Source organism: Marivirga sp., from assembly GCF_024636815.1.
Taxonomy (GTDB): domain Bacteria; phylum Bacteroidota; class Bacteroidia; order Cytophagales; family Cyclobacteriaceae; genus Marivirga.
Genome location: NZ_JAGXGF010000013.1, coordinates 1 through 15,605 on the forward strand (window position 1 = coordinate 1; position 15,605 = coordinate 15,605).

At 33.4% G+C, this 15,605-nt stretch carries 12 protein-coding genes; 3 read left to right on the forward strand and 9 right to left on the reverse strand.

Going from position 1 to position 15,605, the window contains the following annotated elements:
* From Q0L29_RS01030 to Q0L29_RS01055, 6 genes are all read right to left on the reverse strand, one after another.
* Positions 1-709, reverse strand: a 709-nt coding sequence (locus Q0L29_RS01030) for a lipid-A-disaccharide synthase (protein WP_367275735.1), incomplete at its 3' end; no start/stop codon positions are given.
* 22 nt (positions 710-731) lie between these two features.
* Positions 732-1,382 (reverse strand): response regulator transcription factor, encoded by a 651-nt coding sequence (locus Q0L29_RS01035; RefSeq protein ID WP_296618404.1) that lies wholly within the window; start codon positions 1,380-1,382, stop codon positions 732-734.
* A gap of 62 nt (positions 1,383-1,444) precedes the next feature.
* Entirely contained in the window at positions 1,445-2,167 is a 723-nt protein-coding gene (locus tag Q0L29_RS01040) for an ABC transporter ATP-binding protein (protein ID WP_296618405.1), read from the reverse strand.
* A gap of 83 nt (positions 2,168-2,250) precedes the next feature.
* Positions 2,251-5,259 carry a hypothetical protein gene (locus tag Q0L29_RS01045; RefSeq protein WP_296618406.1) on the reverse strand — a complete coding sequence of 1,003 codons (3,009 nt, stop codon included), beginning with the start codon at positions 5,257-5,259 and terminating at the stop codon, positions 2,251-2,253.
* Between the two features lie 7 nt (positions 5,260-5,266).
* Positions 5,267-5,554 (reverse strand): Asp-tRNA(Asn)/Glu-tRNA(Gln) amidotransferase subunit GatC, encoded by a 288-nt coding sequence (gene gatC / locus Q0L29_RS01050; RefSeq protein ID WP_296618407.1) that lies wholly within the window; start codon positions 5,552-5,554, stop codon positions 5,267-5,269.
* The gene (locus Q0L29_RS01055) at positions 5,541-6,284 is read right to left on the reverse strand and encodes a 1-acyl-sn-glycerol-3-phosphate acyltransferase (protein ID WP_296618408.1); all 744 of its coding nucleotides are present in this window, start codon (positions 6,282-6,284) and stop codon (positions 5,541-5,543) included. The genes gatC and Q0L29_RS01055 overlap by 14 nt, the downstream gene beginning before the upstream one ends.
* A gap of 23 nt (positions 6,285-6,307) precedes the next feature.
* Between Q0L29_RS01055 and Q0L29_RS01060 the strand changes: the two genes are divergently transcribed.
* A complete protein-coding gene (locus tag Q0L29_RS01060; protein ID WP_296618409.1) occupies positions 6,308-7,090 on the forward strand; it encodes a DUF429 domain-containing protein in 783 nt (260 codons plus the stop codon).
* Here the strand turns inward: Q0L29_RS01060 and Q0L29_RS01065 are convergent.
* Positions 7,072-8,436 carry an MATE family efflux transporter gene (locus tag Q0L29_RS01065; protein ID WP_296618410.1) on the reverse strand — a complete coding sequence of 455 codons (1,365 nt, stop codon included), beginning with the start codon at positions 8,434-8,436 and terminating at the stop codon, positions 7,072-7,074. The two genes, Q0L29_RS01060 and Q0L29_RS01065, sit on opposite strands and share 19 nt — an antisense overlap.
* Before the next feature lie 344 nt (positions 8,437-8,780).
* On the opposite strand from Q0L29_RS01065, the gene Q0L29_RS01070 reads away from it, so the two are divergent.
* Positions 8,781-13,007: a CHAT domain-containing protein gene (locus tag Q0L29_RS01070; RefSeq protein WP_296618411.1), complete on the forward strand. Its 4,227-nt coding sequence runs from the start codon at positions 8,781-8,783 to the stop codon at positions 13,005-13,007.
* A 215-nt stretch (positions 13,008-13,222) separates the two neighbouring features.
* Here the strand turns inward: Q0L29_RS01070 and Q0L29_RS01075 are convergent, their stop codons facing one another.
* Both Q0L29_RS01075 and Q0L29_RS01080 read right to left on the reverse strand, forming a co-directional pair.
* Entirely contained in the window at positions 13,223-13,828 is a 606-nt protein-coding gene (locus tag Q0L29_RS01075) for a carboxypeptidase-like regulatory domain-containing protein (RefSeq protein ID WP_296618412.1), read from the reverse strand.
* 103 nt (positions 13,829-13,931) lie between these two features.
* Positions 13,932-14,987, reverse strand: a complete 1,056-nt coding sequence (locus Q0L29_RS01080) for a M42 family metallopeptidase (protein WP_296618413.1) — start codon at positions 14,985-14,987, stop codon at positions 13,932-13,934.
* A 31-nt stretch (positions 14,988-15,018) separates the two neighbouring features.
* On the opposite strand from Q0L29_RS01080, the gene Q0L29_RS01085 reads away from it, so the two are divergent.
* Positions 15,019-15,198 (forward strand): hypothetical protein, encoded by a 180-nt coding sequence (locus Q0L29_RS01085; protein ID WP_296618414.1) that lies wholly within the window; start codon positions 15,019-15,021, stop codon positions 15,196-15,198.
* The last annotated feature ends 407 nt before the right edge of the window (positions 15,199-15,605 follow it).

Consider the following 15,605-nt stretch of genomic DNA (forward strand, 5'->3'; position numbering starts at 1 on the left):
AGCTCACATTGGGTTGATTTTCAACTTTTGCATACAGCGACTTATCCAAATTTTTTACTCCAGCCACCACAAAATGTTCTTGCGGGAATTTTTGAGTTACTTTTTGTAAATTATCGAGCATGTGTGTAACCTCTTGCTCTCGACTTCCAGGTAAAACAGCTACAACATCTTTATCTTTAAAGGAGAAATCATCACTAGGTTTAAAATCACGGATAGCATCCAATAAAGGATTACCTACATAATCTACTTCAAAATTATATCGCTTATAGAATTCCTTTTCAAAAGGTAAGATTACATACATATAATCTACAAACTTTTTGATTTTATGGGCTCTTTTCTGATTCCATGCCCATATTTTAGGAGATATATAGTAGTGAATCGGAATATGATAGGCTTTTGCAAATTTGGCAATCCTCATATTGAAGCCTGCATAATCAATCAGAATTATGGCGTCCGGCTTAAAAGTTAAAATATCCTCTTTGCAGAATTTTATTTTTTTTCGAATGGCTCCGAGGTGTTTTACAACCTCTAAAAAGCCCTTATAGGCCATTTCTCTATAATGAACCACCAAATCACCACCTGCATTTTCCATGGCATCACCTCCCCAACAGCGAATTTCTGAATCAGGGAGTTGTGATTTTAGTGCTTTAATCAAATTACCGCCATGAAGATCGCCTGAGCGCTCACCAGCAATGATATAATACTTCATTATAAAAAATTGAGTTGGTATTTCAACCTAAATAACCTTTTTCAAATGCCATTTTGACCATATGAGAAACGTTTTTAGCTTCGAATTTTTGTAATAATAACTTACGATATGAGGCAATTGTATTCGGAGCTAAATCCAATTTATCAGATATTTCTCCAGAAGTATCGCCTTCGCTTAAATGCTGTAATATCTTTCTTTCGGTATCAGTCAATTTAACTCCTCCCTCCGACTCACCATAAACTCTCATTTTCATGGCCATTTTTGCCATTACATCCTGTGAGAAATAGGTTTTACCTTCCATTATTCTTTTAACAGCAGAAATAATTTCATCCTCACTTACATTTTTCAGCACATATCCATCAACCCCCACATCCAATGCGTTTTGAATATAGCCTTCTCTGTCAAACATAGAAAGGATCAATATTTTTGTATTCGGAAATTTCTTTTTAATGATTTCTGTAGCCTCAATCCCATTTAAAACAGGCATATTCAGATCCATTATTACTACATCTACTTCATTTTTGCCCAAAAAATTAAGAACCTCCTGTCCATTTGAAACCGTACCTAAAATAGATAAATCCTCATGATTAGAAAGAATAGATGACATACCACTGGCTAAAATTTCGTGGTCATCAGCTATCAATAATTTTATGGGGTAGGAAATTTCGCTCATATTCAAATCTAAATTTAATCAATCTTACTTACAACATATAGATAGAATTAAATTGAATAATTTTAAGGAGCCATTTCTGTCCCCACCCTTGTAAAATCTTCATTTATTTGATCACTTTCCACTAAGCCATCTCTCATCCGAATAATTCTGTGAGCATACTGTGCAATATCATCTTCGTGAGTCACCATTACAATTGTATTTCCTTGATCATGAAGTAATTGGAACAATTCCATGATTTCATGGGAAGTCTTAGAATCCAAGTTACCTGTTGGCTCATCAGCCAAAATAATACTAGGGTTATTTACCAAAGCTCTGGCAATCGCCACCCTTTGTCGTTGACCCCCAGAAAGCTCATTAGGTTTATGATGAGCTCTATCACCCAATCCAACACTACTCAATACTTCCAAGGCTCTTTCTTCTCTTTCTGATTTGCTAAAACCTGCATAAACCAATGGTAATGCCACGTTTTCCAATGAAGATTGTCGCGGCAGCAAATTAAATGTTTGGAAAACAAAACCTATTTCTTTGTTTCGGATTTCAGCCAAATCGTTTTCAGAGGTTTCACTTACATCTTGCCCGGCCAATTGATAACTACCTCTAGTAGGCGTATCTAAGCATCCAATAATATTCATCAAAGTTGATTTACCGGAACCAGATGGCCCCATAAAAGCAACATACTCTCCTTTATCGATATTGATAGTGACTGATTTTAGTGCTTCCACTGTTTCAGTCCCCATTCTATATATCTTAGCTATGTCTTTGGTTTGAATTACAGATTGTTTCATTAATTTTATTATTCATTGATAGTTTAAGATCAAAATTTAATTCAGAAGTATGATTTCTACAATTGATTTGTGATAAACGGAAATTACCATGGTATTTGTTCTACTTCTTCTTTTATACTTTCATACTCTTGTGAAAACTTCTCCCACTCACCTGTGGTCAATAACATTTCCAATTCCCTATAAGATTCCTCCGCATAGGAGCTCAAATTTAATCTTAAAGCCTGTAAAGTATATGCCTTTAACAAGGCAGTGCTACCAGAATTCAAACGGATCGCTTCTACTAAAATTTCATAGGCTTTTTCCGGCTTATCCTGATTTCTGAAATAATCAGCACTAAAAAGCACCGCTGATTCAAAAAAAGCATTTTCACGACCTAATCTCTCCATGGTCTTATTCAAATTATCAGTATCCTTATTTTCTGCTTGTTTGTATGCATCCCAAACTAATTGATAATTATAGGGATATTTAAGTAATTCGGACTCCTTTACTTGCATTCCTAATTGATTATCTTGGGTAATAGTTGCGATTAAAGCTCTAAGGTTATTCTTATAGATAATTAAGCCTTTTTCCTCCTGAGGTATTTCTACTCCAACTAAATATTCCTTTGCGCTTTCAAAATCACCTTTTATAATTTCTCCCTCAACCTCATTAAGTTTTAGCAATGTGAGAAATGGTGATCCTGTTAATAGCCCTTCAATGGAATCTCTTTCTTCTTTTTGTAATGATGTATTGGTTCTCAGCCATAAATACTTGAAACTATCAGGCAAAGCAGATGGATTCCCTTGCAAAAATTGAAATAAAGGATCATTCTGAAGCAAATCAGATGAAATGGATTGAGACTCAAGCTGTTTTTCATAAACTTGAGCAGCTTCAAATAATCTTTCGTCCAAAATTAAAGCAATGGTGCGATAGGTATCGGCTTTACTTATTTTCAAATCAGCCGCCTTAGTAAAATGATCAGCCGCCTCTGAATACTCTTTCTGTTCCATTAGCCAAAGACCATGCAATAAATAATAAAAGTCAGCATCTGATATATCGTCATTTTCTAATTCATAAATTAAACTATAAGCATCATTAATTTTACCTGCATAGTTCAATCTAGAGGAAGAGGCATATTTTAAGGATTTCACAAAATCTTGATTTTCTGAAATCTGGCCTAGCCAATTAATAGTATCTGATTTAAAATCTTCATAATTGATAGACTTATTCAATGTCAGGTTAAAAATGAAAGAAAAATCATTATAAGTAAGTATCTCTGGAATTTTAGTAGCTTCTAAATCTATGCTATCAATAAAGGCTCTTTTTCTATTAGCCAACGCCAAATAATTAGCCTGATACGCTACGGATTTACCATTTAGAGTAGATTGTTCAGGTAATTCTTCATCTATTCCATTTTTAGCAAATAACGCTAAGCGATTTACTTGAGCAACATTAGCGGCCTCTCCTCTTTTGGCCGCTCTTTCAGCAGCATCAAAATAGATAAAGGAGGAATCAGTTCTATTTAATTTTTCAAAAATCAAGCCCTTCATATTTAAAATATAAGGATTATCCGGAAAAACTTGCTGAGCATCTTCCAAAGTAAATAGTGCTTCAAATACAAGACTTGCATTTAACTGGGCTTGTACCTTATTTAAATATGCTTGAACACTCGGTCGTTTGAAATTGGCTTGAGAAAAATAGGCAGAAGCTTCAGCCCATTTTTTAGCTTCATATTTACGTTTACCAATTTCAAAATTATGTTTATGAGTAGTAGAGGCATATTGTCTTGCTATTTTAAAAGTTGTTGTTGCCTTTTCCTCCTCGCCTATATATTCATAATAATCAGCTAGCCCGTTATAATAGCCTGATATCGCCTGATAATAAGGCAAATAAGAAGTCCTTAATATCAAAACCACCACAATACCAAAGCCAACAGCTCTTACCAAATTATAAGGTATATTAACAGGTCGGAAAACTACAGGATAAATCCCATGACCTGCTTTTAATAAGCCTACAAAATTATAAAGCACATAAATGAAAAATAAAATACCGAAACCTAAGTGAGAAAAAATAATCATGTCCTCAAATGTATCCATGAGTGGGTCATTTCCATTTCTAAATACCCATGTCAGAACAGAAAAAGCCATAATTCCCATTGCCAAATATACATAGCCACCTAATGGTCGGAATATTAATTGCCTTTTGATTAATTCACTTCTTTTTCTAAAACCCCAAATACCTAAAACTGCAGAAACTCCAAACAATAAAAATTCATTAAGGTAAATGATCTCGACATCTATTAAATTATCATTTTTAGCAAAAGTCAAGCCTACATAAATTAGATAAAGTATTGAAATGATGAGAAAATGTGAAAGATTTGAGCTTCCATCACTACTCTTATTTCCTGCTAATAAATAAAGGATGTGCAAAATAATATCATAAGCAACATTGAAGATAAAAATAATGGTAATTATAATCGGGACTATAATTCCATGATGCGCCATAAATACCACTGGTGCCTCCACGGTGGAGCCTATAATTACTAATGAAAGTAAAGCAATCAAAATCAATGCAAAAGCAAGCCACCTCTGAAAAAGGCCTGCATCATCTTTGAATGCGTGAAAATAATAACCTGCAATGAGGAAAAGTCCAACAAAAACAAATGTGAACAACTGATTATCAATCCCAAATATATTCAGGAATTGTAGTTTCAATGTAATAATCCAAATAACAAAAACAGATTGGAAAATAATGAACCACCACCTACTGAGATAAGTAGCGGCTGTCATCATGATACTGAAGCAACAAAAAATAATCGCAATTAGAAGATAAGTATCCCTTAAATTAAAGCCTGAATCCAGAGAAAGAAAAGATTGAAAAATTACATAACTGCGGGCAGGAACCTGTAAGTCAAATACAAAATCCTGAACATTATGAAGAGATAATTCAATGCTTTGAGTTTTCCTTGCTACTTCCTTTGGAAAGGCAATGTCATAACTATTGTATTGAGAATAAAAACTATATACTATTGATAAAAAGAAAACAAAAAGGAGCACCTGATAAATGCTCCTGTATTTTCCACGCCAATCTTTCCAGAAATTTAAATTATTCATTTTCTTCTTATTCAATTACTTTTGGCACTCTGAAATAGTCAGCATCCTTTTTGGGAGCATTTTTCATACCATCTTCATGAGAAAGGTGCTCTTTTACTTTATCTTCTCTTAATTGATTAGACTCAAAAGTCATGGACTGCAGAGGCTCAATATTATCTGTATCCAATTCTTGCAATTTCTCTACAAAAGAAAGCATATTATTTAAGTCTTTCAGCATTCTTTCCTCAGATTTTTCATCAAACTGTAATCGCGCCAAATGAGCGATCTTTTCCAAAGTTTCTTTATTTATACTCATCTTCTTGTAGTGTTCCTAATTCACTTGCTATTTTGTCATAAACCTGTTCTTTCAACGAAGGTACATCTTCCATATTGAGTCCTATTGTAGGAATGGGTTCATGATAAATCATTCTCATTTTTCGTCTTGTAATCAACGGGATTTTTCGATCAGGTAAAATTATCCAATTATCCGGAAGGCTCACAGGCACAAGCGGAATTTGTTTTGTAATAGCAGCGCGAAATGCCCCATCTTTGAATCTACTCATCTCCGGAATTCTTTTAGACAGAATCCCCCCTTCCGGAAACATTACTAATGACCTCTCCTCTCCCATTTTTTCAAGCGCAAGATGTAAAGCTTTGTATGAATTAGTAGGACTTGCTCTATTAACAGTCACATGCAATTTACGAAACATATATCCAAATAATGGGATTTTGGCAAGAGCACTTTTTCCTACATAAACTACAGAATGAGGTGCAAAACCGAAACTTACTATATCTAAAAGTGAAAAATGATTGGCACAATAAACGTATTGTTCATTGCGGTTAATATTATGAATCCCTTCAACTTGCGTTTTAATTCCTACTAGAAATAAAGCTACATTAGCCCATAGCTTATTGAGATAATAACAGTGTTTATGCCATGATTTATTGACAATAATGATAAGAAAAAAAGGATATAATAGCAGGAATAAGCAAATGAAAACAATTGCGCACCAAACTGTGTATATCTGCTTGTAAAAATGTTGCATACTTTAAATCCTAAAAATAATAAATGACAAGAGAACTAAAAAATAAGGAAATTTCCATTGGTTGGGACGTTGGGGGTTGGAGTGGTAAAAATCATGGTCTTTGTATTTTGGAATATGTTGACAGCGAAATTAAACTTTTAATGGCAACAAAATTAAGTATCTACAAAATAAAAGAAACAATAGAAGAAATATTAAGTCAATATCAGCATACTCACATTATAACTTTAGGAATCGATGCTCCTTTGCAATTTCCCGAGTTATTCAAAGAAATCATTAATCAAAACCCGCTCAATATTTTCAATACACTTCAAGATGGTAAAAAAGAAAATCCTATTGCATGGCGAGCTACTGATTTATACATCAAAAATCATTTTTGCAAAACGCCTTTAAGTGCCTCCTTTAGCTTTTTGACCAGCAATGCAACTGTAGCCATAACTTTGATAGGAGAATTGAAAATGAAATTTAGTGACTTTTCAGTATTACCATTTGATCAGGAGAAAAACATTAGGGCTATAGAAGTATATCCCGGATTATTGAAAAGTACCATCTTAAAGAAGAATTCCGTTTTCCAGAAATATCAACAAATATTTGAGCATATAAGGTTTGCCGAAATTGAAGGATTTGAATACTATTTTCAGGAAGCAAAAGAAAAAACTGATGTTGCTGATTCCGTAATTTGTGCGGTTTATGGTCTGGGGTATAGGGGGATTCTAGAATCAGTTCCAAAAATCAAGAAAACAATACCAAAAGATCTTTTAGAAATTGCTAAAAAAGAAGGCTGGATATATCACCCAGTTATACTTTGATTCATTTTACCCGCTAGTTTCTTAGTTTTATTATTAAATCTGATAAATAGAATCACAGCTGTCACACTAAGACCAATTAACAGACCATACCAAACCCCTTTTTCTTGAAAGCCTAAAGTAAAAGCTAATAAATAGCCTGCAGGCAAACCAATAACCCAATAAGCCATAAAGGTGACTAAAGTTGGAAGTTTTACATCTCCCATGCCACGTAATGCTCCTAGTCCAACTACTTGAATTCCATCAGAAAGCTGGAAAAGTGCTGCTATAATTAATAAGGAGGAAGCAATGCCAATAACTTCCTGGTCGGAAGTATATAACATCGGCAGATAATCGTTCAATACCATAAAAAGCAGGCCTGTGAAGCTCATAAAGATAATGGCCATCAGAAAACAAGTGAAAGCCGCAATCCGCATAGTGGGGATATCTCTTTGTCCCAATTGATTTCCTACTCTGACGGTTGCAGCAGCTGAAATCCCCGTTGCCATCATATAACTTATAGAAGCCAAATTCATGGCTACCTGATGAGAAGCCAAAGGAACGGCTCCCATCCAGCCTATCATTATAGCAGCAGAGGCAAAAGCTCCGACTTCAAAAATATATTGAAAGCCAGTTGGCACTCCTAAATTAAGCAACTGTTTGAATGAAATTGAATTCCAAATGGTAACTTTAAAATATGTCCAATAAACTCTGAATTTCTTATAATATCTCACGAAAATTATCATGACTATAGCCATTAAAACACGTGAAATGAGTGTTGCCCAACCTGCCCCCACTAAACCCATAGGCTCAAAACCAAGTTTACCAAAAATTAAAATATAATTGAGAATGATGTTAATTACATTAGCACTCAAGGTGATATACATTGCCTGTTTAGTCAATGATAATCCTTCCGCAAATTGCTTAGCAGTTTGAAATATCATAAAAGGCAATAAGGAAAATCCAACGATGGCAAGGTACGGCTTCGCTAATACAACCACTTCCTTCGGTTGATTTAAAACATCTAAAATAAATCCGCCAAATAGTAAAATAGCAAAGAGAAGAAGTCCGAAAAAAAAGTTAATGACAAAGCTATGTTTTAAGAAACGCATGGAAGCACGATGATTTCCTTCACCATCTGATTGGGCAACCAATGGGGTCAATCCAAAAGAGATTCCTATACCGAACATCATAGCAACACTAAAAACAGCATTAGCAACTGAAACAGCAGCCAACTCCTCAGTCCCTACTCTACCGACCATTACAGAATCGGCTGTACCGACTAATACATGACCCAATTGACTCAAGACAACTGGGTATGCCAGTAGATAATTACGCTTAATATGTTCTTTAAAATCTTGAGTTTTCATTTGTATATTATTGCTTTTTAATCATCCCCTCCATTAGTCTGGACAGGCTATGAAATAGTCCAGCTATTTGCATACCCAACAAACTATATTTCCTCATAAAATATTCTTGCTCGCTTGGTATGCTTCTGTATACGACTAATTCAAACAAATTCAAATTGCAAAACTAATAATATTATATAAGTAATAGAGTAGGAATAACAATTAGAATAACTCTTAAAATTTAAATACTTTTGTAAAAGTAAATCTAAAATTCAATAGCTGATTACAATCAGGAATTAACAAGCTGAGAATCAAAAAAATATTATTATCTTTATCTTATAATAAATTGTAATAATTCAATCAATATGAATACTTTAAAAAGACTTTTTCGACTATTATTACTAGGATTATTTCTTTTAGTAAACTTTCATTTTGATTCAAACGGGCAGAGTGTTGAGAAATATAATAAGTATATAGAAAAAGCAGAAAAAAAGTTTAACCGGGGGAAATTTGATAAAGCTTTAAAATTTGCAAATAAACTTGAAAGTAAAAGTGCTGAAAAATTTGGTACTGAAAATCAATTTATAGCAGTAGCTAAACTTAAAAAAGCAAAATATAATTGGGCACGAGGCCAGTTTAATAATTACTATGAACTCAATAATGACGCTATAGAAATAAGCGAGAAAGCAAATGGATATAGTTCCGTTAGTCATGGGATTAATTTAACTGATGCCACTCAAAACATGGTGAATTATGGAAACTATGTTAAAGCCTTTCATTACTTAGAAAAAGCTATAGAGATTTTTGAAAATTCATCTGCTGCCGATGAAGTTTATATGAATGAACTGAAACTTAAAAAAGCAGAAATATTAATCGCTATTGGAGATTACAATACAGCATTAAAATTAATCAATGAGGAAGAGGCTTTTTATTTGCAAAGAACCCTCGATAAAGACAAAAACCTTAATAGAAATCAATTAGAAAAGAGATATGAAGATGCGGCCAGAATGATTACTTTGAAAAGTAATGCATTAAGGCTTAAAGGCGAAATCAGAAGAGCAGATTCAGCTTTTTCAACTGGGGAAATTTGGATACAAGACAAGCTTGATAAAAAGAATAAATATTTTGTAGAGCATCTATATTATTTCGCTGAATTTTTGGAAGAGAATGGTACTAGAGAATTACCTTACAGCTATTATAAAGATGCCTATAATTATTCTATATCTGCCAATGGATTAAATCATCCAGCCACACTTAAATATCTAGAAAAACTTATACTAAATGACATTAAGGAGAATAACATAAATAGAGCGTTGGCTTTTAATAAAGACTTAGAGAAAATATTGAAAACTGGTTTTGATAAAAGCAGCTCTCATTTTGTTAAACTAGTCAATATATCGTTTAAATTAAACCTTAAAAGAGGTGATTATAATAAAATACAAAATACTGCAGCAAAATTATCAGAAGATAATAGTCTCAAAGTTGCAGACCATCCAATTAGAATTGATTTATTAGAAACCTTAGTAAAAGCTACTTCAGCAAAAAATCAATATAAAAATGCTGAAAATTATCTTAATGAAATTATAAAATTAAAATCAATATTATACGGTGACACTAGCATCACTACAGCTTACAGCAGACTGGAATTAGCGCATCATTGGGTAGATTACACTGATAAATTTAAAGAAGCTGTAAAGATTTATAATAAAGAATACTATGGAAAAATAGAAAATCAAATCACTACTAAGCACTATAAATATGTGACTTTTTTAAACCATTTAGCCAACACATATCAAGCTGACGATGAATTTAAAAAAGCCTCCAAGCTTTTAGATGAAGCACTACTTATAACTAGAGTAAAATATGGTAATCAAGATATAGATTTTGGAAAAGAGCTTAACTTAGTAGCTGATTTGCAAATAAAAATTGGGGAATATGAAAAAGCTGCAGAAAATATAAGTGAGTCGCTCCAAGTATTAGAAAAATTTGATGGTGATTTCAATGTAGTCTATTACATCAAGGCATTAGAAACATATGCTAAATTAATGTCTATCAAAGGTTTTTTTGATGAAGCTGAAGATGCGCTAGAGTTATCTCAAAAATTATATGCTAATACAATCCCTAGCCCTGAATACAATCCACTAATTGCCTCTCAAGAAATGGCATCTGTTTATATGAAAGTAGGAAAATATGGAGAGACAGATCAAATTCTTACTAAAGCATTAAAAAGAAATAAGGATTTATATGGGAATGACAGTAGGAAACTTATACTGCCAATGGTTGATTTTGGTAGGCTTCAACTTATTAAAGGAGACTACACTAAAACTGAAGAACTAGGCAGAAGAGCATTAGAAATATCTGAAAATGTATTTGGAGAAAAATCCACAAAAAATGCTCCTGCAATTTTACTACTAGGAGAGCTATATGAGACAATAGGCGATTACGACAAATCTGAAGAATTTTATAAAAGAGCTATTAGTATCCTTGAAAATCAATTTGGAAGAAACCATGTAGATGTTGCAACCTCCATTTCCAAGTTAGCTATCGTCATGTTTTATAAAGGAAATGAAGATTCTAAAGAAATACAAGACTTATTATTTGAAGCAAAAGAGATTATAGGTAAAAGATTTTCTGTTAAAAGTCCACTTTATGCTGATTTGCTTAAAGATTTGGCTAGATTCTTCATCTCAGAAAATAAACTGGAAGATGCCCTGAGCTTTTTGGAACAATCAGAAACCATATGGAAAGAAAAGGCTGGTAGAAGAAATAATATAAAAGCCGCAGACATTCACATACTCAGAGGTGATATTTTTTACAAACAAAGAAGATGGAATGATGCTGAAAGTGAGTACAAAGATAGTCAAAAGCTTAATGAAAAATTCTTTAATGATCAACATCCTGAGTATGTGAAAGCTACTTCCCGTATGAGTAAGGTTTACTATATGGATGGAAATCAAAGAAAAGCCAAAGATTACATTGAAGAGGTGATGAAGAATTATAACCGCTTCATCAAAGACTATTTCCCGGCCTTAAGTGAACGTGAAAAAACTAAATATTGGAACACCATCAAGAATGATTATGACTATTTCAATACGATGGCTTTAAGCATGCATGACCGATTTCCTGAAATGATAGAAACTGTTTATAATAACGCCCTTAAAACAAAAGGACTTTTATTAAGCAGTTCTATTAAGATGCGTGAGAGAATTTTAAACAGTAATGACTCCACTTTAAAATCTCAGTATTTTAATTGGCTGGACAAAAAAGAGTTGCTTTCAGATGCCATATCGATGAGTAAGGAACAGCTTGAAAGTGAAAATATAGACTTAAGTCAGTTAGCTAGAGATGTTGAATTGATAGAGAAATCATTAAGCCAGCAGTCTGAATTATTTAGTGAAGGAATCATTCAAAAAGAATATAATTGGCAACAGATTAAAGAAACCCTACAGCCAAATGAAGTAGCCATAGAAATGGTAAGGTTCAAATATTTCGATCATTATATTACTGATTCAGTAGTCTATTTAATGCTGATTTTAAAAAATGAAGAGATAGATAAACCAGAGTTTGTTGTGATGGAAAATGGCAATGATATGGAATCTAAATTCTTTAACAATTACCAGAATGCAATAAAATACAGAATAACCGACAACTTTTCTTATAAAAACTTTTGGCAACCAATTGAAAAAGCCATTGGTACGAATAAAACTATCTATTTATCACCAGATGGAGTTTATAATCAAATCAACTTAGAGGCTATTCCAATTGGGGACAAGCAGTATCTGTTAGATAAAACCAATATAGTACTAGTCAGCAACACTAAAGACTTATACTTAAAAAAGGAGAAAGAAGACACCCCTCAGGAAGATAAAACAGCACTCTTATTTGGAGATCCTAAATTCTATTTAGCTTCACGCCAAGATTATGTTAGCGAATTTAGATCCGGAGCTAGACAAATTAGCGACTTACCAGGAACAAAAAAAGAGGTTAATGAACTAACTAAATTATTTAGTCAGTATAACTGGACAACCTCAAAATATATGGATACGGAAGCTTCAGAAGAAACAGTAAAAGAAATTAATAGCCCTAGTGTATTCCATATTGCAACACATGGTTTCTTTACTGAAAAAGAAGATAGAAATCCAGGCAATAGCTTCAATAAAAATGAATTGAGTGATAATCCATTATTGAATACAGGCTTATTATTGAAAGGAGCAGGTGATGTATTAGCTAAAACTCGTTTTAATTACAATATTGAACCAGGAATTTTGACAGCCTATGAAGCCATGAACCTGAATTTGGATAAAACAGATTTAGTCGTGCTTTCGGCTTGTGAAACAGGTTTAGGTGAAGTACATGGTGGAGAAGGCGTATTCGGATTACAAAGGTCATTCTTAGTAGCTGGTGCAAAAACTTTAGTAATGAGCTTATTTAAAGTTTCTGATGAAGCTACAGAGAAATTAATGGTATCATTTTATGAAAAATGGCTAGAGACAGGAGATAAAAGACAAGCCTTCATTGATGCCAAGAAAGAAATCAGAAATGAGTATAAAGACCCAATTTACTGGGGAGCTTTTGTGATGATAGGGATTTAGGTGTTGAAGAGCGTAAGTGTTGATGTGTTTAGGTTTCGATAACACAATTTTCAAAATTAGAAAACAAAGCTGCCAGCTCGCAAGGAAATAGGTTAGCACCGAAGCTCAGACCGGAAATAGCTATAAATAACAGTTGAGAGCTGGGAGATAGGGTGATGTGCTAAAGACCTTCCAGATTTTAAAAACCTGCAAGGTCTGATCTACAGCAACGAGATTTATTTATTATTCTCCTTTTTCCAATCTCTAATAAAATTACTCCAAGTCATGGGATTTAGGAAATTATTGGGTGGTACTATGCCTGTCATTTCATATAATCTGGCATATCTCCATTGATCATAATATGGATTATTTTGTTCGTATTGTTTATCCAATAAACTATTTAAATTCCTTTTAAAATCATCTAATTGTTTTTTCTGAACATCGGTCAATTCCTTCTTAACAAGGGTATTCGTGAAATAGTCTGCGTCTGGCAATGGATAAACTTTTACCTCATCCAGAAGAACATTTTCTTGTACCATTAACTCAATCAAAGAATAGGTTTTACCCTCTAATAATTTAGGAATTACAAAGGTAGAATTTTGATAACCTACGCTCCTGAAGGTGATAATATCACTAGGATAAGCTAAAAATGAGAAATAACCTGAATTATCTGCAACTGTACCACTTTTTCCATCTCCAATTAAAACTGTTGTAAATGGAACAGGTTCCATATTTTCAGCATCCAAAATTACCCCTGTAATATTGATAGGGTCATCTTGTTGTGCGGCAGCTGAAAAACTGAATAAAAAAATGGAGGCGAATAACATCAAACTATTTCTCATAATATTTATTTTTATTCTTAATTAATTAAACAAAAGTTCGACATTTAATTCTCACTATCAAGTAATTATTACAATCTCTCAAGTAAATGCCTAATAGGCTCTATTAATGATCCCAATTATACTTATCTAAGGTTTCTAAACAAGCATTTAATAATTGAACGGAATCCAATATATCTTGTTTGTGAGCCATTTCAATTACTTGATGCAAATTTCTAGTTGGAATAGAAATAGCCCCTGCTATTGCTCCATTCTTACCCATTCTTTGCAAGCCTGCGGTATCAGTTCCACCAGCGGTTAAGATTTCCGGTTGCCATTTAATGCTGTTTCTATCTGCTGTTTGCTTCATAAACTCCACCATTCTATAATCACAAATGGTCATTGCATCTAATACTTTAATTGCAGTTCCTGCGCCTAAAGAAGTAACCTTTTCATGATCTTGAGCTCCTGGCAAATCAAAAGCGATGGTAGTGTCCAATGCTATTCCAAAATCCGGATTAATTTTATGGGAAGCTACATTTGCACCTCTAAGCCCTACTTCCTCTTGTACCGTAAAAACTGCATAAACATCATAAGGATGATTTTTCAATGTCTTTAATGCTTCTATCAACACAAATACTGAAACTCTATTATCTATAGATTTGCAGTTCACGCAATCACCCATTTCAATCAAGCCTCTTTCTCTGGTAACTGCATCTCCTACTGAAACTATTTTATCAGCTTCTTCTTTATTCAATCCCAAATCGATAAAGTAGTCTTCCGTTTTAGCCACCTTGTTTCTTTCTTCTGTGGACATTACATGTATGGGTTTTGAGCCCATCACTCCTATCACATCTTTTTTCCCATGCACAATTACACGCTGAGCAGTTAATGTTTTCGGATCAAACCCTCCTAAGGTAGTAAATCTAAGGAAACCGTTTTCATCTATATGAGTCACCATAAAGCCTATTTCATCCATATGAGCAGCTACCATTACCTTTTTTCCATCAGGATTACTGTTTGCTTTTTTGACTGCATGAATATTCCCTATGTTATCAACTTCAACCTCATCAACCAGAGACTTCACTTCACTGATTATTAAATCCCTAATCCTTTTCTCATGACCTGGTGCACCAGGAGTTTCACATATTTTAGAAAGTAATTCTATATTAAAGTTTTTCATTAGTCTAATAATTTTAATCAATCAAAATTAATTGAAATCTACAGCTATAAATAATATAAAGGGTAAAGAATTGTTTTGGGAAAGGGAAAATGATTTCAGTAAAGCTGAAAAACACATAAACACAAAAGAAATCAAAAGGAATGTGTTATTTTTAATTTTTATTTTTCGCTTTAGCGAAAAACCTTTTGTTGTCTTTGGCCTTTGTGGTTAAAAATAAGGTCGTTCCTACGGAACTTATTAGAGCAAGTAGCAAGTAGTATGAGTTGTTACCATATGGTCGTCCCTCTGGGACTTGTTATGAGCTATTACTATCATGTTGTTTTATAAAAGGCAAATTTCAAGATCTACTACCCTTCAGCCCCAGCGGGGCTAACTTACGGTAACAATTGTACTAAACTGCTTATCAAAGCTCCGGAGGAGCGACCTTACTGCCTTTTCCAGGAAACATAATTGGGAAACATAATAGTGCTTGGACATAAAAAAAGCCGATTGGCGACCAATCAGCTTTACATTCAGAATCTATAAATAGAATTATACTCTTCTGACACCAATGGCATTTAAGCCTTTCTTACCATCTGTAGTTTCGAAAGAAACTTTATCGTTTTTCTCGATATCGTC

Coding starts and splice junctions, on each gene's coding strand:
- Q0L29_RS01075 (WP_296618412.1), bottom strand. CDS start 13,828: ATGAGAAATAGTTTGATGTTATTCGCCTCCATTTTTTTATTCAGTTTT.
- Q0L29_RS01045 (WP_296618406.1), bottom strand. CDS start 5,259: ATGAATAATTTAAATTTCTGGAAAGATTGGCGTGGAAAATACAGGAGC.
- Q0L29_RS01040 (WP_296618405.1), bottom strand. CDS start 2,167: ATGAAACAATCTGTAATTCAAACCAAAGACATAGCTAAGATATATAGA.
- Q0L29_RS01065 (WP_296618410.1), bottom strand. CDS start 8,436: ATGAAAACTCAAGATTTTAAAGAACATATTAAGCGTAATTATCTACTG.
- gatC (WP_296618407.1), bottom strand. CDS start 5,554: ATGAGTATAAATAAAGAAACTTTGGAAAAGATCGCTCATTTGGCGCGA.
- Q0L29_RS01060 (WP_296618409.1), top strand. CDS start 6,308: ATGACAAGAGAACTAAAAAATAAGGAAATTTCCATTGGTTGGGACGTT.
- Q0L29_RS01080 (WP_296618413.1), bottom strand. CDS start 14,987: ATGAAAAACTTTAATATAGAATTACTTTCTAAAATATGTGAAACTCCT.
- Q0L29_RS01055 (WP_296618408.1), bottom strand. CDS start 6,284: ATGCAACATTTTTACAAGCAGATATACACAGTTTGGTGCGCAATTGTT.
- Q0L29_RS01035 (WP_296618404.1), bottom strand. CDS start 1,382: ATGAGCGAAATTTCCTACCCCATAAAATTATTGATAGCTGATGACCAC.
- Q0L29_RS01070 (WP_296618411.1), top strand. CDS start 8,781: ATGAATACTTTAAAAAGACTTTTTCGACTATTATTACTAGGATTATTT.